26 protein-coding genes are annotated in these 23,663 nt (G+C 38.9%); 14 read left to right on the top strand and 12 right to left on the bottom strand.

What is annotated here, in order from left to right; all coding sequences use genetic code 11:
- Positions 1-13: 13 nt before the first annotated feature.
- Complete coding sequence (locus tag AC1M9F_RS11525) at positions 14-817, bottom strand: AraC family transcriptional regulator (protein ID WP_481586797.1); 804 nt, start codon at positions 815-817, stop codon at positions 14-16.
- Positions 818-919: 102 nt separating this feature from the next.
- Here AC1M9F_RS11525 and AC1M9F_RS11520 point away from each other — a divergent pair, with 102 nt between their 5' ends.
- Both AC1M9F_RS11520 and yddG read left to right on the top strand, forming a co-directional pair.
- Positions 920-1,861 carry a DMT family transporter gene (locus tag AC1M9F_RS11520; RefSeq protein WP_481597837.1) on the top strand — a complete coding sequence of 314 codons (942 nt, stop codon included), beginning with the start codon at positions 920-922 and terminating at the stop codon, positions 1,859-1,861.
- Positions 1,858-2,745 carry an aromatic amino acid DMT transporter YddG gene (gene yddG, locus AC1M9F_RS11515; RefSeq protein ID WP_481597836.1) on the top strand — a complete coding sequence of 296 codons (888 nt, stop codon included), beginning with the start codon at positions 1,858-1,860 and terminating at the stop codon, positions 2,743-2,745. Before AC1M9F_RS11520 ends, yddG begins: the two co-directional genes overlap by 4 nt.
- A gap of 38 nt (positions 2,746-2,783) precedes the next feature.
- On the opposite strand, the gene AC1M9F_RS11510 is transcribed toward yddG, so the two are convergent.
- The gene (locus AC1M9F_RS11510) at positions 2,784-4,028 is read right to left on the bottom strand and encodes a YihY family inner membrane protein (protein WP_481597835.1); all 1,245 of its coding nucleotides are present in this window, start codon (positions 4,026-4,028) and stop codon (positions 2,784-2,786) included.
- Positions 4,029-4,142: 114 nt separating this feature from the next.
- Between AC1M9F_RS11510 and wrbA the strand changes: the two genes are divergently transcribed.
- Positions 4,143-4,739, top strand: a complete 597-nt coding sequence (gene wrbA / locus AC1M9F_RS11505) for an NAD(P)H:quinone oxidoreductase (RefSeq protein ID WP_035265209.1) — start codon at positions 4,143-4,145, stop codon at positions 4,737-4,739.
- Between the two features lie 51 nt (positions 4,740-4,790).
- On the opposite strand, the gene AC1M9F_RS11500 is transcribed toward wrbA, so the two are convergent.
- Positions 4,791-5,165: a hypothetical protein gene (locus AC1M9F_RS11500; protein WP_035265212.1), complete on the bottom strand. Its 375-nt coding sequence runs from the start codon at positions 5,163-5,165 to the stop codon at positions 4,791-4,793.
- Between the two features lie 271 nt (positions 5,166-5,436).
- On the opposite strand from AC1M9F_RS11500, the gene AC1M9F_RS11495 reads away from it, so the two are divergent.
- From AC1M9F_RS11495 to AC1M9F_RS11485, 3 genes are all read left to right on the top strand, one after another.
- Positions 5,437-6,417 (top strand): aliphatic sulfonate ABC transporter substrate-binding protein, encoded by a 981-nt coding sequence (locus tag AC1M9F_RS11495; RefSeq protein WP_481597834.1) that lies wholly within the window; start codon positions 5,437-5,439, stop codon positions 6,415-6,417.
- 115 nt (positions 6,418-6,532) lie between these two features.
- The gene (locus AC1M9F_RS11490) at positions 6,533-7,582 is read left to right on the top strand and encodes an isopenicillin N synthase family dioxygenase (RefSeq protein WP_481597833.1); all 1,050 of its coding nucleotides are present in this window, start codon (positions 6,533-6,535) and stop codon (positions 7,580-7,582) included.
- A complete protein-coding gene (locus AC1M9F_RS11485; protein ID WP_481597832.1) occupies positions 7,579-8,433 on the top strand; it encodes a MetQ/NlpA family ABC transporter substrate-binding protein in 855 nt (284 codons plus the stop codon). Before AC1M9F_RS11490 ends, AC1M9F_RS11485 begins: the two co-directional genes overlap by 4 nt.
- A gap of 36 nt (positions 8,434-8,469) precedes the next feature.
- Here AC1M9F_RS11485 and AC1M9F_RS11480 read toward each other — a convergent pair whose 3' ends face one another.
- The 7 genes from AC1M9F_RS11480 to miaB form a co-directional block, all read right to left on the bottom strand.
- Positions 8,470-9,045 (bottom strand): xanthine phosphoribosyltransferase, encoded by a 576-nt coding sequence (locus AC1M9F_RS11480; RefSeq protein ID WP_481597831.1) that lies wholly within the window; start codon positions 9,043-9,045, stop codon positions 8,470-8,472.
- 82 nt (positions 9,046-9,127) lie between these two features.
- The gene (locus AC1M9F_RS11475) at positions 9,128-9,841 is read right to left on the bottom strand and encodes a DUF3108 domain-containing protein (RefSeq protein WP_481597830.1); all 714 of its coding nucleotides are present in this window, start codon (positions 9,839-9,841) and stop codon (positions 9,128-9,130) included.
- 141 nt (positions 9,842-9,982) lie between these two features.
- Complete coding sequence (locus AC1M9F_RS11470) at positions 9,983-10,663, bottom strand: hypothetical protein (RefSeq protein ID WP_179999309.1); 681 nt, start codon at positions 10,661-10,663, stop codon at positions 9,983-9,985.
- Between the two features lie 258 nt (positions 10,664-10,921).
- Positions 10,922-11,215 carry an antibiotic biosynthesis monooxygenase family protein gene (locus AC1M9F_RS11465; protein WP_481596488.1) on the bottom strand — a complete coding sequence of 98 codons (294 nt, stop codon included), beginning with the start codon at positions 11,213-11,215 and terminating at the stop codon, positions 10,922-10,924.
- Positions 11,216-11,289: 74 nt separating this feature from the next.
- Positions 11,290-11,778 (bottom strand): rRNA maturation RNase YbeY, encoded by a 489-nt coding sequence (gene ybeY / locus AC1M9F_RS11460; RefSeq protein ID WP_481592023.1) that lies wholly within the window; start codon positions 11,776-11,778, stop codon positions 11,290-11,292.
- Between the two features lie 30 nt (positions 11,779-11,808).
- Positions 11,809-12,894 (bottom strand): PhoH family protein, encoded by a 1,086-nt coding sequence (locus AC1M9F_RS11455; RefSeq protein WP_092768044.1) that lies wholly within the window; start codon positions 12,892-12,894, stop codon positions 11,809-11,811.
- Positions 12,895-12,932: 38 nt separating this feature from the next.
- Positions 12,933-14,390 (bottom strand): tRNA (N6-isopentenyl adenosine(37)-C2)-methylthiotransferase MiaB, encoded by a 1,458-nt coding sequence (miaB, locus tag AC1M9F_RS11450; protein WP_179999317.1) that lies wholly within the window; start codon positions 14,388-14,390, stop codon positions 12,933-12,935.
- 360 nt (positions 14,391-14,750) lie between these two features.
- On the opposite strand from miaB, the gene AC1M9F_RS11445 reads away from it, so the two are divergent.
- From AC1M9F_RS11445 to AC1M9F_RS11425, 5 genes are all read left to right on the top strand, one after another.
- Complete coding sequence (locus AC1M9F_RS11445) at positions 14,751-16,664, top strand: lytic transglycosylase domain-containing protein (protein WP_481597870.1); 1,914 nt, start codon at positions 14,751-14,753, stop codon at positions 16,662-16,664.
- A 26-nt stretch (positions 16,665-16,690) separates the two neighbouring features.
- Positions 16,691-17,353: a ribonuclease T2 family protein gene (locus tag AC1M9F_RS11440; protein ID WP_481597829.1), complete on the top strand. Its 663-nt coding sequence runs from the start codon at positions 16,691-16,693 to the stop codon at positions 17,351-17,353.
- A gap of 173 nt (positions 17,354-17,526) precedes the next feature.
- Positions 17,527-18,513 carry a malate dehydrogenase gene (locus AC1M9F_RS11435; RefSeq protein ID WP_035269892.1) on the top strand — a complete coding sequence of 329 codons (987 nt, stop codon included), beginning with the start codon at positions 17,527-17,529 and terminating at the stop codon, positions 18,511-18,513.
- A gap of 148 nt (positions 18,514-18,661) precedes the next feature.
- Complete coding sequence (locus AC1M9F_RS11430; protein WP_179999322.1) at positions 18,662-18,901, top strand: DUF2789 family protein; 240 nt, start codon at positions 18,662-18,664, stop codon at positions 18,899-18,901.
- A gap of 119 nt (positions 18,902-19,020) precedes the next feature.
- Complete coding sequence (locus tag AC1M9F_RS11425; RefSeq protein ID WP_481586807.1) at positions 19,021-19,272, top strand: DUF2789 family protein; 252 nt, start codon at positions 19,021-19,023, stop codon at positions 19,270-19,272.
- A gap of 27 nt (positions 19,273-19,299) precedes the next feature.
- On the opposite strand, the gene AC1M9F_RS11420 is transcribed toward AC1M9F_RS11425, so the two are convergent.
- Together AC1M9F_RS11420 and AC1M9F_RS11415 are read right to left on the bottom strand one after the other, a co-directional pair.
- Positions 19,300-19,827 carry a hypothetical protein gene (locus AC1M9F_RS11420; RefSeq protein ID WP_035269895.1) on the bottom strand — a complete coding sequence of 176 codons (528 nt, stop codon included), beginning with the start codon at positions 19,825-19,827 and terminating at the stop codon, positions 19,300-19,302.
- Positions 19,828-19,885: 58 nt separating this feature from the next.
- Complete coding sequence (locus tag AC1M9F_RS11415; RefSeq protein WP_481597828.1) at positions 19,886-20,488, bottom strand: 2OG-Fe(II) oxygenase; 603 nt, start codon at positions 20,486-20,488, stop codon at positions 19,886-19,888.
- A 117-nt stretch (positions 20,489-20,605) separates the two neighbouring features.
- Between AC1M9F_RS11415 and AC1M9F_RS11410 the strand changes: the two genes are divergently transcribed.
- Genes AC1M9F_RS11410 through AC1M9F_RS11400 form a run of 3 tightly spaced genes read left to right on the top strand, consistent with a single transcriptional unit; the run spans position 20,606 to position 23,413 of the window.
- Positions 20,606-21,463: a 23S rRNA (adenine(2030)-N(6))-methyltransferase RlmJ gene (locus tag AC1M9F_RS11410; RefSeq protein ID WP_092768034.1), complete on the top strand. Its 858-nt coding sequence runs from the start codon at positions 20,606-20,608 to the stop codon at positions 21,461-21,463.
- A gap of 39 nt (positions 21,464-21,502) precedes the next feature.
- On the top strand, positions 21,503-22,327 hold the full coding sequence (gene pssA / locus AC1M9F_RS11405; RefSeq protein WP_481597827.1) for a CDP-diacylglycerol--serine O-phosphatidyltransferase: 825 nt from the start codon (positions 21,503-21,505) through the stop codon (positions 22,325-22,327).
- An 18-nt stretch (positions 22,328-22,345) separates the two neighbouring features.
- Positions 22,346-23,413, top strand: a complete 1,068-nt coding sequence (locus AC1M9F_RS11400) for a DUF6670 family protein (RefSeq protein WP_481597826.1) — start codon at positions 22,346-22,348, stop codon at positions 23,411-23,413.
- Positions 23,414-23,663: the final 250 nt, after the last annotated feature.

Below are 23,663 nucleotides of genomic sequence, written 5' to 3'. Positions count from 1 at the left end.
CCTTTTTTTATGGCTAGAGATTGTCTGAATTGATGTTTTTACGAAACTGTTGGGGCGTGATGTGCATCCAGCGTTTAAACATATTGATAAAGGCTGAGGCGTTGGCATAGCCCAAATCTAGAGCAATATGTTCAACGGTTTTATTTTCAGACAATAAGCTTAATGCTCGTGTAATTTTAAAGCGTTGACGCCATTCATTGAGCGACATCGAAATTTCAGCTTCACATAGGCGAGATAAAGTGCGCTCACTCATATTCACCATTTGAGCATAATCTCTCAGTGGACGCTGATCACTGAGATGCTCATGGATGTAGGTAAATATCGTTTGTAATGCAGGATGATTAGAATGGGGCAAGTAGCTTTTGAGCAGGGGTGAGCTTTTTAATTGATCCAGTAAAACCATTAAAAGTCGTTGATATTCGGGTTGATCATGTTTGAAATAAGTTTTTCTGAGTTCATTGAGTAGCGCCGTCACTAAGGGGGAGCTTAGTAAAATACCTGCTTGTTTGGGCAGTGCATCACACAGGCTTTCATGCACGTATAAGGTGGCATGAGAAACAGCTGTGAGATTAATACTGCTGTGATGCAGATGCGGCGGTAGCCAAATTCCGTAGGGCGGAGGTGTTAAATATTGATTTTGATCAATATGAACTTCCATTACACCATCAAATGCATAGATAAATTCGCCCCATGCATGACCGTGTTTAGGATATTCCGAATGGGCTGGATCATTGCGGAATGTTAGCCAAAGATTCTCTTGGATATGATCATAATTATCTAACTGAACGAATAGTTCATGTGGATGGCGTTTTGGCATATTAAATTGCCTGAATAAATGTATTTGTTGTCTGTTTTGAATTATATATTCTAATTCAGTCAGCAGTATAGTGACGACTTGTTTGTGTGAAGAGTGCCACTCATGGGTGAGCGAAGAGGTCTTAACCTTCAGGCGTCAAGCTTAATGATCGTATTGTGTTTAGTCTGGGGTTTACAGCAAATTATCTTGAAACTTGCAGCTACTGATATTAGTCCTCTGATGCAAATCGCATTGCGCTGTGGTTTGGCAACCTTGCTTGTCGTTCCATTATTGTATCGACAACGAGTGCGACAACTGTTTCATTACCGTTATGTTGTTCCTGGAATTTGGTTAGCCTTTTTATTTTCTGCAGAATTTTATTTGGTTGCTGAGGCACTCAGGTACACCAGTGCTGCGCACACTGTTGTTCTGCTCTATACCGCGCCTATTTTTGTGGCTTTAGGCTTACATTGGAAAGTCAAAGCTGAAAAATTGAATCACTTGCAGTGGTTTGGTATTTTGTTCGCATTTTTTGGCATCGCTTATACTTTTTTAGTGCGTGATCAAGCTCAAAGTCAACTCAACCATATTTTATGGGGAGATTTTCTTGCTGTAATGGCAGGGATGATGTGGGCATTGACTACGATTTCTTTAAAATTTTCAACGCTTTCTGAGGCGCCGCCCACTCAAACATTATTTTATCAATTGCTTGGGGGCTTTATTTTTTTATTACCCTTAGCTTTTTGGACTGGACAAGCAGATGTACGCTGGTCACAACTGACGTTTCTGAGCTTAACATTTCATGCGGTTGTCATGTCTTTTTTAAGTTTGCTGCTATGGTTTTGGTTGTTACGAACTTATTTAGCAAATGGCTTAGGTGTGTTTTCGTTTTTGACCCCCATGTTCGGCATGTTGTTTGGTGTATGGCTGTTAGATGAGGAGATCGAAACGAGTTTCTTGTTCGGTTCTTGTATGGTTCTTGCAGGGATTATAATTGTATCTTTGCACCGCTATTTGAGAATTTATCTTGATCGAATCAGCGCAAGAATTGGAGCATTCCATTGAATCAGTATACATGGCTGGGATTAAGCTCGATTTTGATTTGGGCCTCGTTGGTTGCGGTGGTGAAACTTGTAACTGAATCATTAAGCCCGGTACAGGCGGTGGCACTGATCTATAGTTTTAGTGCATTGTTCATGTTATGGAAAAATGGTTTTCCCAAGCTTTCACTCATGCCTAAAAAATACCTATTGGGCTGTGGTGCTCTTTTTGTGGGCTATGAAATCCTATTTTTAATTTCGATTGCTCTTTCAACACATCGAGAACAGGTATTAATTATTGCAATGATTAATTATCTTTGGCCTCCTTTGCTGATTGTATTTTCGATTCTTGCACGGCAATTGAGCGCGAATATTTGGGTGATTGCTGGCTTTGCATGTGCCATTCTTGGGTTAATGATGGTTGTTAATCCAGATATTCTCGAGCCGAAACGCATATTGGTGGCCGTGCTTGAAAATCCATTGGCGTACTCATTTGCTTTCATTGGCGCCGTGCTATGGCCTTTGTACAGTATATTTACCAAGAAATATGCAGAAGGTCATAATGCTGTTCCATTTCTATTTCTAATGACTGCAGTTGGATTGTGGGCTGTACATTTTGTGATGCGAGAACCGTTTGTTGAGATGAATTTGATGACATGGCTGATGGTTGTAGTCATTGGTAGCTTAATTGGCTTGGCTTACAGCAATTGGAACCAAAGCATGCAATATGGGAATCTCAAAATTTTAATTTTGACAACGTATTTTATGCCCATTTTTTCAAGTCTGATGTCGATGCTGATTCTAGATGTGCAACCTCTAATGAGCTTTTGGATCGGTTGTGTCTTAGTGACCTTAGGCGCACTTATTTGTTGGCAATCTACACGTCTATATAATCCATCTATGCAATAAGAAAAAGACCTATAGAGGTCTTTTCTTATTGCAAGAGTTTATTTTTCTTCAAGTATGGTCGATAGCGGTACGGAGAGCTTTGCAGCAAGATAATCATCAGCTTCAATCAGTGCAGGACCAATACGGTTCATCCATACATCATCTTCATGAATTTTTCCGATATCATTTTTATCAGGCAGCGTATAAGGCAATGATTTATAAAATGACCAAAAATCAAGATGATCTAAATTTCTAACCAAAACATATTCATTATTATCTGTACGTTTAATAATATTCTGCTGTTCTAATAGATTAACATATTTAGGCCAGCGGCCAATTTCACCGCGTCCTAAAATATCAAGTGCCTCCAGATCGGTTACGGTTTTACCTTGTTTTTGTTTTTTATAGAATAACTCAAGCATATCTAGAAGCATGAGAATTGGATGGCGCGTTTCGGTCTTACCTGTATGAAATGCTGTGAGGGCATAACTTATCTCAACACCAAGCAGTACGATGTTCCAAGAGAGATAAATCCACAACAGGAAAATTGGAACTGCTGCAAAAGCACCGTAAACCAACTGATAACTGGTAAAGTTAGTCATCACGAAGCCGAATAAATTTTTCAGTAACTCGAAGGTAACAGCACTAAAAATCGCAGCAATCATGGCTGCTTTTATTGGAACAGAGCGGTTTGGAATCGTCCAATACAAGGCAAAAAAACCAAATGCGGTGAGTGCAAATGAGATGACCCATAAAATAAACGTGCCATTCAATTCATAACCTGCAAAATTATTGCTTAGGATGTTCATAGACGCTAAAGTCGATGAAATCACAAAAGCCGAACCCAGCAGGATTGGTCCCAGTGAAATGATGGTCCAATAGCGCATAAAACCAATAATGCCATTACGCGTTTCTGTCACACGCCAAATACGATTGAATGCTGTCTCAATGCTAGTGAGCATCATTACTGTGGTAAAGAATAAAAACAGCACACCAATAATGGTTAAGTTGCTCGAATTGTCAGTAAATGCATTCAATGCTTTGTCAAACGCGATACTGGTTTTAGGCAGAAAATTACTGTAGATCAATTGTTGTAATTGTTGCCGAGCAGGTTCTAATGCTTTAATCGATGAAATGATAACCAAGAATACGGTCAACATCGGCACGACAGCGAAAAGTGTGGTGTAAGTTAAAGAGCCTGCTTGCTCACGACAATTGTTAGCTTCAAAGCGTCGTAGTACAAACAAAATAAACTGAAACCATGTTTTATTGTAGAAAGGTAACTTTTTTAAGATTTCCGCCATAAATAATGAGTCTCGAGTATTTTTTAGTTAAAATTCTGTACGTTCGTTGCACAGCTTAACCAAATTTTAAAAAAAATACCGTATAGTTTTCTTTTTTCATTGGATGATCTTTTTATGCAAGCATATGTTCTAGTTTTGTATTACAGCAAATATGGTTCAACCAAGGAAATGGCACATTTAATTGCTCAAGGAATTGAATCTACTGGAATGCTTGCGAAAATTAGAACAGTTCCACAGTTGGCAACAGTGGTGACCGAAGCAGCACCAAGTATTCCAGAGGAGGGCGATATTTATGCGACTTTGGATGATCTTCAACATTGTTCGGGACTTGCATTAGGATCACCAACTCGATTTGGCAATATGGCATCAGAAATGAAATATTTTTGGGATCAAACAACGAGTTTATGGCTCAATGGTGCATTGCATAATAAACCTGCTTGTGTATTTGGTTCATCGGGCTCTATGCACGGCGGGCAGGAAAGTACATTACTGACTATGTTGCCACCTTTGTTTCATCATGGAATGTTGATTTTGGGTTTAACCAATGCCAACCCAGCTTTATCGAATACAAAATCAGGTGGGACACCCTATGGTGCTACACATGTCAGTGGTCCTAGACACGATCAATCTCTAAGCCAAGATGAAAAATCACTGTGTATCGAGCAAGGGAAACGATTAGGTGAAGTGGCGTTGCAAATGTTAAAGAAATAATTTAAAAGATTATTTTATCAGGCATAAAAAAAGTGAGCTTCTCGCTCACTTTTATTTTGAAATATGTTTTTGTTCAAACCGGTGTTTGCACTTTTTGCATTGGTAATCGAGGAAAACATTCTTATCGACGATTTCTCCCGCTTTTTTTCCAAAACGATGACCTAAAAAGCCACCAGTCACACCCACACTGATTGCACCAACAAAAGTGCCAATTGTGCCACCCATGATTACACCTAAAGGCCCCGCAACAGCACCAATGGAAGCACCAATAGAAGCACCTGATGCAGCACCACCCACAGTACCCGCAGTTGTACCCGCTGCGGAAAGAAGAACACCACCTGTTTTTTGCAGTAATTGTTCATGGTTGCGTTTTTCAATATCAGTTGAACCGCATTTTGGGCAGTGTATTTCTAAGTTTTCAGTCATTTAGGATTGCTCTAATCTATACATCCATTTATTTAAAAGATTCTAGCATTGCGCTTAAAGTTGCAACATGGCCGAATGTAGAAAAACTGTAATGCCAGATAAAATAAAAAATTGATTTGAAAATAGATTAATTTAATTTTTAAGGATAAAACCATATTTTATGAGCAGGATGGCTTAGATCTTGAACTGAATAACTAAGCGCAAATAGTGATTTAATTTTTTTCGAAGTTTGGCTTATTTTTTTATTCCAATCAAAAAAATTACCAAGACAATGAAAAAATTATTTGTACTAAGCACCATTGTGACATTGAGTTTTAGCCTTATTGCATGCTCAAAAGAAAAGCTTACTGAGCTTAAGGGGCAAGATGAATCAAAAGAAAAGTTAACAACCTTGAATATTGGCTATCAAAAAGCGGCGCTTAAATTCATCGTTGCAAAACAAAATAAAACTTTTGAGCAGGCATTCCCTGGTGTGAAAATTCAATGGAAAGAATTCCCGGCAGGTCCTCAAACACTAGAAGCATTAAATGTCGGTGCTATTGATGTGGGGTATACAGGGGATACACCTGTAATTTTCGCACTTTCTGCAGGTAAACCAATTCAATATTTAGCTTATGAAAATGGATCTAAAAACTCACATAGCTTGCTCTTACCCAAAGACAGTACGATTCAAAGCTTAAAGGATCTAAAAGGTAAGCGCATTGGAGTTACACAAGGTTCAAGTGCGCATTACTTTCTCTCACAAATATTAGATCAAGCTCAATTGAGCTGGTCTGATATTCAACCCGTCTGGTTAACGCCTGCAGATGCCCGAGCTGCTATTGATAAAAAATCACTCGATGCTTGGGCGATTTGGGATCCTTATGCAAGTGCTGCTTCGCTTAAAGGTGATACACGTGTTCTTATTGATTCAAAAGCTTTGCCATTAGCGTATAGCTTCTATTTGTCTTCTCCAAAATTTTTAAAACAACATCGGGTTGAAGCCCAAAGATTTGTGCAAACATTAAATCAAGTAGATGATTGGATCAATCAACACCCAGATCAAGCCGCAAAAATTTTGGCGCAAAGTACAAGCTTGGACGAAAATATTACCAAACTGGTTTTAGAAAAAAGAAATATTCCTGCTTATGCCAAACTGGTCGATACAGATACAGTCACGGCGCAACAAAAAATTGCAGATTTGTTTTATCGACTCAAACTCATTCCGAATGCGGTGTCTTTAAAAGATCATGTGTGGACTGGGCAAGAGTAAGTGATTGAACGCGAATCATATTTTTATAGACGCATAAGTATCCAATTTAAATGATTTCAAAAGCATTCATCTTTCAGTCATTAATACAATGAAGTATTAGAAAGATGAGTGCATCATGAATCAACCATTACAACAAAGCTTAACAGCACTTCCTATTCTAAATTTAAGTCAATTTGATCAATCATCAACGCAAGCAGATTTTCTGCAACGACTTGCACATATCGCCAAGGATATTGGTTTTTTTTATTTGACAGGTCATGGCATTTCAGCTGAAAAAATTTTGGAGATTCAGCGTATTACTCGACAGTTTTTTTCGCTGCCACAAGAACAAAAAGATGAAATCGCTATGATTCATTCCCCGCATTTTCGAGGGTATAGTCGAGTAAATGCCGAAGTTACACGTCTGCAACCTGATTTTAGAGAACAAATAGACATTGGTTTTGAGCTGGCAGCATTAGAACCTGAAACTGGACCGACATGGAGACGTTTACAGGGACCAAATCAGTGGCCTTCGAATTGGCCTGAGTTTCAACGCGTAGTCACCGCATGGCAACGAGATCTCAGACAAGTTGCAATTAAATTATTAAAAGCCTTGTTGCTTTCATTGGGGCAGCAGGACACAGCACTTGATCAATTGATTACAGGCAGTCCACATGAACTACTCAAGCTGATTCATTATCCCCCAATTGATCAAATGAATCATCAGGGTGTAGGGCCTCATAAAGACTCCAATATTTTAACTTTACTTTTACAAGACCAGATCGGAGGACTTCAGGTCTTAAGTCAAGGCAAATGGATTGAAGTACCATTTGTTGAACACGCATTTGTCGTCAATATCGGTGAGGTTTTAGAGCTTGCTACGAATGGTTATTTGATTGCAAATCAACATCGAGTCATATCTCCAACGAATGCAGATCGGTATTCGGTTGCTTATTTTCTTTCTCCCAATTTATTTGCTGGTGAAATTCCGCTTTTAAATCTTGCAGATAATTTAAAAGCGCTTGCACAAGGACCAGAGACAGATCCGCTGAATCCTTTACTGAGAAATGTGGGAGAAAACTGTATCAAAGGTCGACTTAGATCTCATTTAGACGTTACTGAAAAATATTATCCAGCACAATTTAAACAACTCAAACAATCAACAACAATATCGAGTAAATCATGAAGTCAAAATACGCCCAATTTTTATTTATTATTTTTGCAATTCTCATTATCAGTGCATGTAGTGCTCAACCTGAACCTCAAAAAACAAAGCAAACACAACCAACAATCGTGATTGGATCACATGGATCGGATGTTGATATTTGGAGATATATCGCGGATTCTGATCAGGCGAAAACAGCAAATGTTGACATTGAGGTGAAAGAAATTAATGACGGTGTGGCTTTGAATCAAGCTTTGCTCGATGGTGAAATTGATGTAAATGCATTTCAATCTTGGGCGTATTTCAAAGAATTTAATGACTTGAATCATCATAAGCTTGCTGTCTTGGCGACCACTTATTTAGAGCCTATGGGGTTATATTCTCAAAACTACAAGTCACTAATTGCTTTGCCTGATCGGGCCTTAATTGCAATTCCAAATGATGTGGCGAATACAGCACGTGCATTAAGGTTATTAGAGCGTGCTCAGCTAATTACACTTAAGCCTGATTTTAATACGATTTCTGGAACTCTTGAAAGTATCCAGTCAAATCCGAAATCACTTCAATTTAAATTGGTCAAAGGTGCACAACTCCCACGTGTCTTGTCTGAGGTGGATTTAGCCGCAATTGGAAATACTATTGCTCTGGAAAGTGGGCTAAATGTAATAACAAATGCGATATTTAAAGAAGAGGTCACTGATAAAGCCTTAGAAAATGTCAATATACTTGCAGTGCGTAAAGACCGATTGAATGATCCAAAATTTCAAAAACTTTCAAATCTTTACCATCAGCCTTACGTTGAGGACTATATTCAAAAGCATTTTGGTGGCACAAAATTGGGCATTCAACTAGATCCTGCCACATTAAAGTAAAAAAGCGCCGTTAGGCGCTTTTTTTAATGTTCAACATTATTCTTGAACAAAAGTCACTGTCCCATTTGCAAGTGATTCAACACGAGCAAGTGATTCAACTCGGTAACCTTTTTCAAGTAAAAGATCACGGCCAGTTTGGAACGACTTTTCAATCACGATACCAATCCCGACAACCTCAGCTTCAGCTTGGTGAATCAAATCAGCTAAACCTAAAGCTGCTTGTCCATTCGCAAGAAAGTCATCGATCACAAGAACCTTATCTGTTGCTGCAATGTGCTTCTTAGAAATAGCAATTGTGCTTTCTACTTGCTTTGTAAATGAGAATACTTTTGAACGATATAAATCATCTTTTAAAGTTAAAGATTGATACTTACGTGCAAAAATTACCGGTACACCAAGTTCCAAGCCAGCCATCACAGCAGGTGCGATACCTGAAGCTTCAATTGTGATGATTTTGGTGATGCCTGCATCTTTGAATAGACGAGCAAATTCTTGACCAATTTGTTGCATCATCACTGGGTCGATTTGGTGGTTTAGAAAAGAATCAACTTTTAAAACCTGATCAGATAGAACGATACCTTCGTTTAAGATTTTCTGTTCTAGTGCGTACACGGGAGAATCCTCTAGGGCAGGTGCCTTTTTAAGCAAAGACGTATTTTAAAAAGCATCTGCAAAAAAGCAAGTAAAAAATGCCTTAATTTTGTGGACCGTTATACCCTGTCAGTAAGAGCCCGTATGAAGATTTCTTATCTTGGTGTGTGACTTTCACTGGTAGATAGTCCAATTTCGGAGACAGCCAAAAAATCGTTTCACGACCTGGTTTATCATGTTTCATCACTACTTTGATGGTATCAAACGTGCCGTACTTGGTTTCTACTTTTTCAGTGCCTTGTTTGATGAAACGACGTGATTCTACTTCTTTAGCATCTACAATCCAATATTGCGATTTTAAACCGTTATTTTTTAAGTCTTCACGAATTTGCAATTCTGCATTTAACTCATCCAGTACACCAGATTTCCAAGCAAATGAACGTTGCTCTTTATCTTTGGTGGTGTTAATGGTTTTGGCACTTGGATTAAATTTAATGCTCATCGTATTGTTATGAACCAAAATTTTACTGGTGCGACTGAAATTGGATGATTGAATCTGATTATTATTGAATGTGAAGTTACTGGTTTCAGTTGCTGAAGCAATACCACCTGCTTTAGCTGCAAAAACGTAATTCCACGTGTTACCTGATTTTTTCAAGGTTCGTGTTGCTGACCCCAAGTTTTTACCATTGTATGCAAACTGATAAGAGGCTTGGAAGGGCGTCATGGCAAGCGCTTGACTTGAATAGCCTGTGAAAAGCACGGCTGTACCTACACTTGCAATCACACTCAAAGTTTTAAACGATTTAAATGCCATAAATATTTTCCTTTACCTTCGTATCGAAGGATCACTTGAAGTTTTATTATCTCTGATAAATAAGGAGAAATAATCAATAATCACAGTGAAAATGTATTTTTCTGTAGCTTAAGCTTTATGACGACATCAAAACGCTGCGCTCTAGTCGTCCTTTTGTTTAATTGGTGTAATGTGATCACTTTCCACTTCATCAGATTTAGATTTGAATCGATCAGTATTCATTTTGCTAAATAAAGCCATCAAATTTACATTACCAATCACGACCAATTCTGTTTCACGCAGTTCTGCATGGTTGACGTGTACTTTGCCCAATGTTTCGATGATCGAGCGATTTTTTCCGAGCCACTGATTTAAATCGAGATGTAAGAGATCATCTTTGACTTTAATGACATTAAACCGCTCTAAAATCATGCCAAGTGGATCTTTACGAAGAATTTTTTGATAGAAAAATAGTGCAGAGCGGAATGCAATTTTCATCCAAAAGGTTTGAAATTTTGCTTCAATTACTTCGGTTTCACTAATTTGTTCAAATACAATCAGTTGTACGTCTTTATTCAATTCCATTTGAATGAGCTTTAAATCTACAGAGAGAATGGTATAAAGCCCTTTCACATTCAAAGTGGCATAGAGTCGAAGCCAATCGTCGTGTAAATCAGCATGTAAGTCTTCAAGGATGCTGACATTGTCGGTCACAAAGCGCTTGAAAGTCGCATTTAAAAAAACTTGAGAGACAGGAAATTCACGTTCTTCTTCAATAAACCCTTCAGCCTTTTGATAGACTTTACGAAATTTGTTCGCGATATTTGAAATAATCGTTGGCATAAGTGAAGTTCCATTACCTCTAAATATTGTGAGATGTCAGCTAGTGTATATCTTGTAGGTGATTACTGCCGAAGGATAACAGCTTATCCAATTGCGATGTAATGTTTACAAAGACGTTTATTATGGTTTTGATGGTCAGCCGTTATTTAAGTTTAATCTATTGGTTTCGCATGACTTTATCTTATTTTATCTGAAGAACTTGCTCAATATTTAACTCATTTGTCTAAAATATGTCATCAATATAAAGATCAACTCGATTTACTCAGATTGATAAGCGCGCTGAATCTGACAGACCTCAATCGAATACGTGTCATACCATGATAGGCGACCTTTTTGTTGGGCATAAAGATGTTGGGTGTCTTGATGCCAAGCTTGAATATCTTCTAACCGACTCCAATAAGATAGACTGACTTCATTATCCTTCTCTTGATAGCTTTCAAACTTTGTACAATTGTAATCATGCATCGCTTTATGCCGCATTTGGCTAGCCAATATTACATATTCATCATCAATATTTTTTATTTTAGCTTTGAAGATGACAACGAAGTTCATTTTTGAATACTCATTTATTATTTTAATTTGCTTCCCGAATAACGGGAAGCATAGACCGAAGTCATTGAGGAGTGTTATTCGTCATCCAAAAGCAAGTAAGGGTTTTCAAAACCTAGTTTTTGTAAAATCTCAATCTCAATTGCTTCCATTTCCTCAGCATCTTGTTCAGAAGTTTCATGATCATAGCCCATCAGATGTAAAGTACCGTGAACCAACATATGAGTGAAATGTGTTAATGGTGCTTTAAATTGTTCTTCTGCTTCTCGAAGCACAACGGGAATACAAATCACCAGATCTCCGATAGGGAAACTGTCTAAAATTTCAGCCATTTCATCTGGTAAGTCGCTTGGAAAAGATAAAACATTGGTTGGCTTATCTTTACCACGATATTCAAGGTTAAGTTTGTGACTTTCTTCGACATCTACGCAAGCTATTCCAATTTCACAATCGCTTTGTGTATCAATATGACGAAGGGTGGTTTCAATAATTTTTTTAACATACGCACGTTTGAGCACCAAGTTTGATGCTTCAAACGATTGTTGTAATGAGAGACTGAGTTTCAAAATCTTGCCTTGAGCGTGATTAGATTTAAATTACTCTGCATCTTGATGCTGAGCATCAGCAGCAGAATCATTTTCTGATATGAGTGCTTCTTGACGCGCTTTACGTTCCGCACGTGCTTCAGCAGTTAAACGATGTTGTTCACTGTCCCAACCTTCGTATGCTTCTACAATTTTTTGTACAAGCTGATGTCTTACAACATCACGTGAGTGAAAACGTGTGATATGGATTTCTTTAATCTTTTCAAGCACACGTAATGAATGTGCCAAACCAGACTGTTGTCCACGTGGTAAATCTACTTGGGTAATGTCACCTGTAATGACTGCACGCGAACCAAAACCAAGACGAGTTAAGAACATTTTCATCTGTTCTGGCGTTGTATTTTGAGCTTCATCTAAAATGACAAAGGAGTGATTGAGTGTACGACCACGCATATATGCAAGTGGCGCTACTTCAATAATTTGACGCTCAATTAATTTTGCCACTTTTTCAAAGCCAAGCATTTCATACAAGGCATCATAGAGCGGGCGTAAATAAGGATCAATTTTTTGTGATAAGTCACCTGGCAAGAAGCCAAGTTTTTCACCAGCTTCCACAGCAGGGCGAACTAAAAGAATACGTTGAATTTCATTGCGTTCAAGCATATCAACGGCAGCAGCTACAGCCAAATAGGTCTTACCTGTACCCGCTGGACCAATCCCGAAAGAAATATCACTTTGAAGAATACGTTGTACATAGCGTTTTTGGTTGGCCCCCCGCGGATTAATGCGGCCCTTGCGAGTTTGGAGCCAGACTTCGTCAAGTCCTGTATGTTCTTGATTAGGATCCAATTGTAATTCATGATCAGTCTGGCTGCCTTGAATCATTAAATGAATCAAATCAGAGCTGATTTGTTGAGAAACTTCAGCTTCGGCGTATAAGCGCTGAAGTAAGCTTTCAACTCTCTCGACTTCATCAATTCCACCGTCAATAAAAAAACTATCACCACGCTGACTGATTTTTACATCTAAACGTTGTTCAATTTGTTTCATATGACCGTTGTACGCGCCAAGCATGGTTTGTAAACGGTCCATTGAAACACCGGGAAAAGCCACTGTACGTCGAATCGCTGCAGTCAAGAGATTTCCTTTAGAGTCTATTAATCTATACCTCTACATTACGCCACGTCAGGTTCAAGATTCAAGAGTTCACCGTAAACTAAATTCAAGGTTTTAATCTCTGTAATCTCAATCTCTGCAAAGCGTCCAAGCCAAGAGGCATCACCAATAAATGTTACTAAACGTGTATTGTCTGCGGTTCCTACCAATAAGTTTGGATCGTGCTTTGAAACGCTCTCAATTAGCACACGTTGGACAGTACCAAGCATAGCATCAGTTTTTTGGATACTTGACTGCTTAATCCATTGTTGAACTTTAGCCAAGCGCTCTTTTTTAACATCTTCAGGTGTTAAATCTTCCAGCTCTGATGCTGGTGTACCAGGACGTTTCGAGTAGATGAAACTATAAGAATGATCAAAATCTAAGTCTTGAATAAATTGATATGTCTCTTCAAAGTTAGCATCAGTTTCACCAGGGAAGCCAATAATAAAGTCTGAAGACAAATGCATATCAGGGCGTACCTGGCGTAATTTAGCAATCTTATCGATATAAACGTCAATCGTGTGGTTACGCTTCATCGCCTTCAATACATCATTTGAACCACTTTGAACTGGTAAATGAAGGTGAGAAACCATCTGTGGTAGGTCACGATAGCATTGGATAAGGTCATCATTGAATTCTAATGGATGAGATGTCGTATAGCGAATACGACCAATGCCTGGAATTTCCGCCACTAGACGAAGAAGATCAGCAAACGTACAGATTTCACCTTCGAATGTTTCTCCGCGGTAACCATTTACGTTTTGACCGAGTAAAGAAACCTCACGTACGCCCTTTTCCGCAAGACCAGCAATTTCAGCAAGTACATCATCTAGGGGACGAGAGACTTCCTCACCACGAGTGTATGGCACCACGCAGAATGAACAGTATTTTGAACAGCCTTCCATAATCGATACGAAAGCTTTATAACCTTCAACGCGAGGTTCAGGTAAGAAGTCGAACTTTTCGATATCTGGAAATGAGATGTCTACCAGTTTGATTTTCTCTTTTTTCGGCTTTTCAATTTGATCCGTATGCTGATCAAGCATTTGTGGCAAACGGTGAAGTGTTTGTGGACCAAATACCATGTCGACATAAGGTGCACGTTTTTGGATATTGTCACCTTCTTGAGATGCAACACATCCACCTACACCAATCACCAAATCAGGATTTTTTTCTTTCAGCTTGCGCCAGCGACCTAATTCTGAAAATACTTTTTCTTGCGCTTTTTCACGAATTGAACAGGTATTCATTAAAAGAATATCTGCATCAGCAGGGTCTGTTGTTAATACATAACCGTGTGAATCACCTAGCAAGTCGGCCATACGATGACTGTCATACTCATTCATCTGACACCCTTGCGTTTCGATATACAGTTTTTTGACTGCACCATCGATGGCTGGGGTGTGCTGTGGCTGGGTAACAGTGTTTTCTGAGGCAGCTGGGGCACTATTCGGAATGAAGGTTTGAACCGTCATGAAGGCTCCTATCCTATAAAAAGGGATAAATATGTTCCGGTGAAGTATGGGGGAATCCCACACTCGATAAAAGCGAGCTATTTTACAGTATTTGTACTACGGGTTGAACAAATATATAAATCAGATCAAGTTTATGGATTTACAGTAAAAATACTTTAAAATAATAGTGGTTAATCAGCGCTTTACATAACAGAACAGTACTTGATCATTAGAGTATTTAAAATACATTTTAAAATTGCCAAGCGCTGCCAAAGAGTTGATCATGCAAAAAAGCATGTCCAAATGTAGCGACGAGTTAAAGTTGAGAAGAGAAGCGTGTTAAAAAAAGCAGTGAAGCAAAAACAGTTAAAACAATATTTAATTGGGCTGATAACACTAGGTTGTTTGCCCGTTGCTCATGCGGCTGAAGAGCAATTTAATGAGGCGATTAAATTTGCGAACTCGGGTAATACAGCTCAGCTCGAATACTATCGTTCTGCAATGCAAAATGATGCGCTTGGATATTATCCAGAATATTGGATGTTGAATAATAATTTAGGCTTCCAACCCGCAACGAATATTATCAGCTTTGCACAGCGCTATCCTCAATCTGCAATGGCTGAAAAATTAGCTGCAGATTATGTCGAAGAAAAGGTAAAACAAGCGGATTTTAAGACAGCTCAACCTGTTTTACCCTATGTCACCAATCCTGACCAAGCTGAAAGCTGTGCAGTTGCGCAAGTGCGAGCAAAAAATGGCGATACATTGGTGTACGCGGAATACAAAGATGTCTGGCTTACAACAGAGTCGCAGCCCGAATCGTGTAATGGTTTAGGTCGCTTAATGCTAAGTAGTCCCTTACTCACCACCACTGATCGTCAACAGCGCTTGTATGCGCAACTTAGAGCGGGACAGTCTGGTCCAGCGATCGCAACAGCACAAACTCTGGGTTTAAACTTGTCATTAGCACAATTAAATCAAATTCAGGCAGATCCTTTGAATTATTTATGGTCTGCGGCCAAAGGAACAACAGTAGATTATGCTTATTTGGTGTTTGCTTTAGGTCGTGCTGCAGATGCTGACTTGAACACGGCGCTTCAAAATCTTCCTCGTGTCGTGCAAGGTGTTCCTGCAGATGTTCAAAAGTATATGTACCGCACGGTGGCGTATATTGGAGGCACGACAGTGATGAAAAATAATTTTAATCCTGAAGTGCTGAAGAACTTTGATTACAGTTATGGCGTGCCTTTTACACCAGAAGAGGCTGAAATTTACGCGCGTCAAGCAATTCGTTTTGGTGAGTGGGAAAGTGTGTTGCGTGCCATAGATAGTATGAGCGTTACGCAAAAACAAGAAGATCGCTGGCAATATTGGATGGCGAGAGCGTATGAAAATCGCAAAGATCAAGCTTCCAAGCAAGCTGCAAAAAGTATTTATCAACGATTAGCTGCCGCTGGCGATGATTATCACAATCTGTTGGCAAAAGACCATTTAGGTATTCGTTATAATGAAGCACATGATCGTGCTCAACCAAGCGCACAGGATATTCAACGTTTAGATCAAGATATTCACTTTAGACGTGCTTTTGCATTACGCAATATCAATGCTTCAGCAACTTACACAAATCGTGAATGGAATTGGGCTGTCCGCCAAGCTTATCTTAAGCAAGATGATGGTCTATTACTGGCTGCGGCAAAACGTGCCACAGAAATGGGGTGGTATGACCGTGCTATTTATGCGGCGGAAAGAACACTTAAACGTCATAACTATGCATATCGTTATGCGACACCACATCAAAATCTAGTGGTGACGCATAGTAAAAATGCAGGGATTGATCCTTCGTGGGCTTATGGTTTAATGCGTCAAGAAAGTCGCTTTGTAACCACGGCCCGTTCACATGTAGGTGCTGGTGGATTGATGCAAATTATGCCTGCTACAGCAAAAGATGTGGCACGAAAAATGGGTGAAACGTATAATCCTGCTGCATTATCAGATCCGAATACCAATATTCGTTATGGGACATATTACCTGTCAATGATTCAAGGTATGCTGAGTAACAGTCCAGTTCTAGCTACGGCTGGCTATAATGCAGGGCTGACTAGAGCACGCCGTTGGCAACCAGAGTTTAAAAGCATTGCGGCGGATCAATACACAGAGTCAATACCACTTCATGAAACACGTGACTATGTGAAGAAAGTTATGACCAATGCTGCTCATTATGGTGTTTTGCTTGGACAGGGGCCGCAAGCGATCGAAAGTCGTATGCCGCCTATTCCAGTAAGAAATACGCAATAGCATTTCAACTATTTTTGTGAGCTTTGATGAATCACACAAAACTGCTGTTTAGTCGTCAACACACTTACCTCCTCAGTAGTTTGAGCGTAGGGGCTTTGTTGTGTTCAGCAGATGTGATGGCATCCGGGAAAGGTTTACAAGGATATGTGCTTCAAGTACAGATGACACCTGCCATTTGTGCATTAGATCGAACAAAAGCGAAACACCGTAAATGCCTAGAAGGATATTCACTGACGATAAAGGGTCTTATCCCAGAAACCAGTCGTCATGATTGCCAAACGAGCTCATCTGCCACCTTGGCACCGCTACAGAAGAGGGTTGTTGCTAGGGTGATGCCTGATGAGCAGGCTAGAATTAGGTTATGGGCCAACTATGGTGGTTGCGTTCCAATGAATGCCAGTCAGTATTTTCGTACCATTATTAATCATGCAGACCAATTAAAAGTTCCTGATTCCTTAACAGGAGTGGATCGTAAAACAGTCTCTATGGCGACATTACGATCACAATTCATCAAACTCAACCCAAAATTACCTAGCCAAGGTATTGAATTTCAATGCCAAAGCTTAAATGGTCGCCCAGTGTTAACGGGGGTTGAAATCTGTTATCGCACGAATGGTCAATTCAAGTCATGTGCGTCTGATATTGTCTCGACCTGCCCAAATAGATTTGACATAGAGGGCGCCTACTAATTTATTTCCGCGAAGTTAATTTATATTTCCTATCAGACTTTTGTTGAAATTCATTCTCTTTTCAATGCATCTGTCAAAGTATTGGAGTACAATCTTCGCCGTTTATGATTATTAAGATTAGATAGAACAGCTATTTAATCGCATTGACTATCCTCTCAACTGGAGATAATTACATGAAGCAACCTGTTCGCGTTGCCGTTACTGGCGCTGCTGGTCAAATTGGTTACAGCCTTTTATTCCGTATCGCTAGCGGTGAAATGTTGGGTAAAGACCAACCAGTTATTCTTCAATTATTAGAAATTCCTGTTGAGAAAGCTCAACAAGCGCTTAAAGGCGTGATGATGGAACTTGACGACTGTGCTTTCCCATTGTTGGCGGGCATGATCGGTACTGATGATCCTAAAGTTGCATTCAAAGATGCTGACTACGCGCTTCTTGTTGGTTCACGTCCACGTGGTCCTGGTATGGAACGTGCTGACCTTCTTAAAGTCAACGGTGAAATCTTCATCGGTCAAGGTCAAGCGCTTAACGAAGTTGCTAGCCGTGACGTTAAAGTTCTTGTTGTAGGTAACCCTGCTAACACGAATGCTTATATCGCAATGAAATCTGCTCCAGATCTTCCAGCGAAAAACTTCACAGCAATGTTACGTCTTGACCACAACCGTGCGTTAACTCAACTTGCTCAAAAAGCTGGTGTTGCAGTTTCTGACATCAAAAACATGACAGTTTGGGGTAACCACTCTCCAACAATGTATGCTGACTATCGTTTTGCGAATGTAAACGGCGAAAGCTTAAAAGACAAAATCAACGATGCTGCATGGAATAAAGACGTATTCCTTCCAACTGTTGGTAAGCGTGGTGCTGCGATCATCGAAGCGCGTGGTCTTTCTTCTGCTGCTTCTGCTGCAAACGCTGCGATCGACCATATGCGCGATTGGGCTCTTGGCACAAACGGCGAATGGGTAACTATGGGTATTCCTTCTGATGGTTCTTACGGTATCCCTGAAGGCGTAATGTTCGGTTTCCCTGTAACTTGTGAAAATGGCGAGTACAAAATCGTTCAAGGTCTTGAAATTGACGAATTCAGCCGTGAGCGTATCAACTTCACGCTTAATGAGTTAGAAGAAGAACGTGCAGCGATTGCTGACATGGTTAAATAATTTAGTTTTCAACTAAATTAAAAAAGCACTCCGAATGGAGTGCTTTTTTAATGCACAAAACTTAACAATGCTTAAGAAATCCTTCTACATAGAATTTTGTATTGACATGTTATCTTGAACAAAATCATGAAAATTCAAGGAGCAATCCATGTTGGATATGGAAGTAAATCAAGAATTACTTTTTGAGCAATTGGGCTTAGATAGCTCACCTGAAGGGATTGATCAATTTATACAAACACATCGGCTTGATCCCAATACGCCGATGCATGAAGCTGATTTTTGGAACCCATCGCAACGCGATTTTATTATTAGTCATTGGAAAAAAGATAATGAATGGGCCATTGTCATTGACCAATTGAGTGAGCAGCTTACTAACGATACAAAGTGATGAAAATATAATCACAAATTGAAACAATAAACCCAGACCAAAAGCTGGGTTTTTTCATGGATTTTTTATAAGTTATTTAAATAATAATTTTATTAAAATCTGATAAGGGGAGTCTCTTGATGGAACATAAACCTTCCTTAGCGTTATTATTTTCTCAATTGGGGTTGGCAAATAGTCCAGCGGCAATTGAACTCTATATCCGTACACATCAGCTTTCCGCGCAACAAAATTTACATGATGCACCATTTTGGAATAAAGGTCAGCGTGACTTTTTAATTAGTCATTTAGTACAAGATGATGATTGGGCAATATGGATAGATGAACTTAATCAACAATTACATATGGATGCATATAAATTAAGAATGGCCTAAAAAAAAGCCCCTTTCATGGGGCTTTTTTTAATGCATCTTAGGTTTGGTTAACTGGATAAACCACTCTTGGTCATGAAATTGTTTGAAAGCAGGGTGAGTTCTTATCACCTCTAAATCATGATCAATAGTTTTAAAATATTTATTTAGCCAATGGCGTGTAAGTGCTGATTCTTTACGAGAAGCGCAAGCATAAGCCAGATTAAAATAAACATCACTATGATTGGTCGATGTTAATGATTTTAAAATTTGCTGAGTGATGATCGCAAATTTTTCATCTTGAGTAATCTCAAAATACATCATGTAGGCTCTAGCTAACATCAGGGTAAGATTAATATACAAACGCATTGGCATTTCTTCGAAATCTACTCGACCTTGTTCAAGAAGAACAATCGCTTCTTGAAGAAAATGAATTTGTTCCTGACGAAGCTTACTCATACTGACCAGCTCTAAACGCAATTCGGCACGTTCAAAGGCAAGCTCAGGCGTATTTTTTTGTAAGTAAAGTTGGTCTGTTTCACCAATGCGTTGAATAATTAGCTTGGTATTTGATTGCATGGATGAGTCCTCATCAGGTTTAAAACCTATATGGAGGCAACTTCGAAAAAATAAAGCGCTAAATTAAAGTTCGTGCGGTCCTTAACCAAGCTGTAATCGAAAGACGTTGGTGGTGTGCAACAAGAACTTCATGTAATAAATCGCTTTGAAATAGAGCGATGCGATTAGGTTTGGGTTCAATAATATGCCACTGATTATTCTTATCTTGTAGCTTTAGTTGACCACCCCAATGCTGATGCCATTCCTCATGCAGATAAAAAACTGTCGACATCACACGACCATTTTTGCCTTGAGGGTTGTCTCGATGTAAAGCATAGAAATCACCAGAATTATAACAAGCGAAGTGGGCTTCGACTTCTTGAATGCCTAAATAAAATGCACGATTTAATTCCTGAGAGAGTAAATCTAAGGTTTTTATGTGTTGATGGGAAATTGATAGTTTTGGATCTAACCACAAAATGTGATCGCTGCGGATTGTGCTGACAATGCCATTTTGAATTGCTGCATTTCGAAAATCATCAAGATGGATTTGGCATTCATTTACAACATTTTTTAAATAGCTTGGTGGGTATGCATGATCGATGATACTGAAGCCATGTTGATCTAAATCATCAAGGATTTGATCAACATTCCAATCCCCTGGGATGACAACTGCTTCCATATTTATCTCGCTATTTACTGTATAAAAAAAAGGTCAGCTATTTTAGAGTAATAATCGATTCTGAATGAAACACTTTTTCATGTTAAAATGATTGTTGATCTTAGGAATAATTGAAACATGAATTACCGTCACCATTTCCATGCTGGAAACTTTGCCGATGTCATGAAGCATGTATTGTTGCTTCAGATTTTGTCACGTCTTAATCAAAAAGATAAGCCGTATCGTTACATTGATACACATGGTGGTGCAGGTAAATACGATTTATCAACGTCTGCAGCACAGAAGTCGGGAGAGTTTTTAAATGGTATTCACCGTTTAGTTAAACTCGATGACTCAATTAAGCGTAATGCCCCTGAAGGTGTTAAGCAATATCTTAAAGTTGTAGAAGATATGCGTGCAGGTGCCGGAAAAGGCGCTTATCCAGGTTCGCCATGGTTCGCTTTGGAAGGAATGCGCGAAACAGATAAAGCAACAATTTTTGAGATGCAACGAGATGTATTTCAGCAACTTTATATGAATGTGCGTGATCGTCGTGCAGGTTTGCATGAGCGTGATGCTTATGAAGGTTTGCTCGGTGTGATTCCTCCTAAAGAAAAACGTGGATTGGTCATGATTGATCCACCATATGAGGTGGAGCGAAAGGATTTTCCGCAGTTGGTTGAACTCATCGCTACGGCATATAAGAAATGGCCTACAGGCGTATTTGCAATTTGGTACCCAATTAAAGATCGCGCAATGATTGATCGTTTTGAGAAAAAAATGATTAAGACTGGTATTCGCCGTCAATTGGTTTGTGAAGTATGTGTATGGCCAGACGATACACCTGTAGGATTAAACGGTTGTGGTTTATTGGTGATTAATCCACCTTGGAAGTTTTCTGAAGATGCAGATGAAGCATTGCAATGGCTTTTCCCGCACTTAAGAATGAGTGAAAATGGTGGTCATGCTGCCGTTCGTTGGTTGGTCGGCGAATAAGAATATTGAGAGATAAGGCTACAGTTAGGACGAATGACAATGACAAATATAAATAAACCTGAAACTGAATCTTCTCCAAGAAATGTTCCGGGCTTTGAGGGTATTACTTTCGAAGTTGAAGAAGAGGAACATACGCAAGAAGGGCAAAAGGTTAAGCGTCGTGGGATTTATCTGTGGCCAAATCTGATTACTACTGCGGCATTGTTGTCAGGGTTTTACTCAATTATTGCAAGTATGAATGGCGAATTCACACAAGCCATTTATGCCATTTTTATCGCTGCTTTATTTGATGGTTTAGATGGTCGGGTCGCACGAGCAATTGGAGCGCAAAGCCCTTTTGGTGAGCAGTTTGATTCATTATCAGATATGTTGGCATTTGGTGTTGCGCCTGCAATTTTGATGTATAGCTGGAGCCTCCATGATCTAGGTCGAATCGGTTTGGCTGCATGTTTTGTCTATACTGCTTGTGCTGCATTCCGATTGGCACGTTTCAATGTGCAAATAGGTGTGGTTGATAAACGCTATTTTATTGGTGTAGCTAGTCCTCTAGCCGCAGTAATGATCATTTCTTTGGTTTGGGTGGGGCGTGATTTCCCTGAAATTTTTGTCCTATCTGATCCAATGATTCAGACGATAAATGCAGTCATTATTATTGCAGTTGGCTTGCTGATGATTTCGAATATTAAATACTATTCGTTTAAAACCGTAGATCGTAAACGTGTGCCGTTCGCAGTCTTGCCTATTGTTGTGTTTATCTTTGCTGCGATTACATACAATATTCCTGTCGGTATTTTAGTGCTCTCGATAATTTATGCATTTTCAGGTTTCGTCACTACATTTTTGGCTCGAGAAAAAACAATATAAATAAAAAAGGAGTTTGGTATGCAGTTGTTGATGAGTTTAGCGGACGATTCAAAACAGCTGAATCAGGCTCCTTTTCCTCTTCGGTTGGATTATCACGGTCCACGAGGAATCTATAAAATTATTCATCAAGGATTGATGATTCCAGGATTAACATCTCCACTTCATTATTTTAATTTTTTAACCATTATCGGACAGCCGAATGTTCCAATGCTGCGTAATGATTATGCAATTAAAACAAGAGCCTTGGATACTGTTTCACTCATTACGAGCATTAGTCCACATATGGTTGGACATTTTCATGGTTATTCAATCATTAATGATTGCGAGATTAAAGAGAATAAATTTGTATTCGGACAAAGAGAGCAACTAGAAGGCTCAATCCCAAACTTCAAATTAATAAGAAAGGACAATGAACTTTCCGTTGATCTGAATATTCAAACTCAACCAATTATTTCGCACTTTACCAAACTAAAATTAGGTTTATTTGATCACTGGTCATTAGTGTGTCAATGCAAAGGAACAGTAACCTATAAAGAACAAACATATAAAATTGACCAGTTAGGATCATTTGAATTTGCTAGAGCGATCAATATTCCTTATCTACCACTTCATTTTTTTACCTATCAGATTATTAATTTGATTGATCAAAGGCAGTTACTTCTTGCTCATATACGTAATGGTTTAAATCAAATTGTACAATCAAGAATGTATTTAAGAGATTTAAAAACTCAGACATCTGAAATGTTTGATGATGTTTATTTCAAAGTTCATCGTGTATACCCAAAAGTAAAAACCCCTAATGGGCATGAGATGTATTTAGCGCGCGTATTTGAATGGTCATTTGAAAATAAAAAAAGAAAAATAATCGTGAAAGGTGAAAGTCGTGGAGATTTTAAATTCGGTGTTGCCGCAGGTTATGTCGGTAGTTTTAGTTATGAGGTGCAGATTGACGGAATTCAAGAAGAGGGGCAATCTGGGTATTGTGAATATATAGATTGCCGTAGTTTAAAGTGGCAAGAAATTAATAAAGATGAAAAATTAATGGATAATTTTGCAAGTATTGTGCCATGCACGCTTATAAAATAGCTAAAAAAGCATAAAAATCACGTAAATTGAACAATAAATATCCAGTTAATCATATTTTATTTAAATATTTAAAAAAACATGGTTGCATTGAGGGAGGAATGCTGTAGAATGCACATCCATCGGCGGTGATGTTGATTAAAACTTGTTGAAAAACAAGGATTTAGCTGAATAGGTTGAATCTAAGTTTTGAGAATAAGTTAGAAAATAAATTAACATTGCTAGTTGACTTTCTGAAAAGAAAGGGTAATAT

This window comes from Acinetobacter sp. ANC_7504, from assembly GCF_056779995.1.
This window is presented reverse-complemented; position numbering and strand designations above follow the sequence as displayed.

What these genes read in the sequence shown, in the direction of transcription:
- AC1M9F_RS11470 (WP_179999309.1), bottom strand. Translation starts at nt 10,663, where the DNA reads ATGCCAACGATTATTTCAAATATCGCGAACAAATTTCGTAAAGTCTAT.
- AC1M9F_RS11420 (WP_035269895.1), bottom strand. Translation starts at nt 19,827, where the DNA reads ATGCAATCAAATACCAAGCTAATTATTCAACGCATTGGTGAAACAGAC.
- pssA (WP_481597827.1), top strand. Translation starts at nt 21,503, where the DNA reads ATGACAAATATAAATAAACCTGAAACTGAATCTTCTCCAAGAAATGTT.
- AC1M9F_RS11425 (WP_481586807.1), top strand. Translation starts at nt 19,021, where the DNA reads ATGGAACATAAACCTTCCTTAGCGTTATTATTTTCTCAATTGGGGTTG.
- AC1M9F_RS11510 (WP_481597835.1), bottom strand. Translation starts at nt 4,028, where the DNA reads ATGGCGGAAATCTTAAAAAAGTTACCTTTCTACAATAAAACATGGTTT.
- miaB (WP_179999317.1), bottom strand. Translation starts at nt 14,390, where the DNA reads ATGACGGTTCAAACCTTCATTCCGAATAGTGCCCCAGCTGCCTCAGAA.
- AC1M9F_RS11465 (WP_481596488.1), bottom strand. Translation starts at nt 11,215, where the DNA reads ATGAACTTCGTTGTCATCTTCAAAGCTAAAATAAAAAATATTGATGAT.
- AC1M9F_RS11435 (WP_035269892.1), top strand. Translation starts at nt 17,527, where the DNA reads ATGAAGCAACCTGTTCGCGTTGCCGTTACTGGCGCTGCTGGTCAAATT.
- AC1M9F_RS11415 (WP_481597828.1), bottom strand. Translation starts at nt 20,488, where the DNA reads ATGGAAGCAGTTGTCATCCCAGGGGATTGGAATGTTGATCAAATCCTT.
- AC1M9F_RS11490 (WP_481597833.1), top strand. Translation starts at nt 6,533, where the DNA reads ATGAATCAACCATTACAACAAAGCTTAACAGCACTTCCTATTCTAAAT.
- AC1M9F_RS11430 (WP_179999322.1), top strand. Translation starts at nt 18,662, where the DNA reads ATGTTGGATATGGAAGTAAATCAAGAATTACTTTTTGAGCAATTGGGC.
- AC1M9F_RS11520 (WP_481597837.1), top strand. Translation starts at nt 920, where the DNA reads ATGGGTGAGCGAAGAGGTCTTAACCTTCAGGCGTCAAGCTTAATGATC.
- AC1M9F_RS11500 (WP_035265212.1), bottom strand. Translation starts at nt 5,165, where the DNA reads ATGACTGAAAACTTAGAAATACACTGCCCAAAATGCGGTTCAACTGAT.
- AC1M9F_RS11495 (WP_481597834.1), top strand. Translation starts at nt 5,437, where the DNA reads ATGAAAAAATTATTTGTACTAAGCACCATTGTGACATTGAGTTTTAGC.
- wrbA (WP_035265209.1), top strand. Translation starts at nt 4,143, where the DNA reads ATGCAAGCATATGTTCTAGTTTTGTATTACAGCAAATATGGTTCAACC.
- AC1M9F_RS11410 (WP_092768034.1), top strand. Translation starts at nt 20,606, where the DNA reads ATGAATTACCGTCACCATTTCCATGCTGGAAACTTTGCCGATGTCATG.
- AC1M9F_RS11475 (WP_481597830.1), bottom strand. Translation starts at nt 9,841, where the DNA reads ATGGCATTTAAATCGTTTAAAACTTTGAGTGTGATTGCAAGTGTAGGT.
- AC1M9F_RS11485 (WP_481597832.1), top strand. Translation starts at nt 7,579, where the DNA reads ATGAAGTCAAAATACGCCCAATTTTTATTTATTATTTTTGCAATTCTC.
- AC1M9F_RS11525 (WP_481586797.1), bottom strand. Translation starts at nt 817, where the DNA reads ATGCCAAAACGCCATCCACATGAACTATTCGTTCAGTTAGATAATTAT.
- AC1M9F_RS11400 (WP_481597826.1), top strand. Translation starts at nt 22,346, where the DNA reads ATGCAGTTGTTGATGAGTTTAGCGGACGATTCAAAACAGCTGAATCAG.
- AC1M9F_RS11440 (WP_481597829.1), top strand. Translation starts at nt 16,691, where the DNA reads ATGAATCACACAAAACTGCTGTTTAGTCGTCAACACACTTACCTCCTC.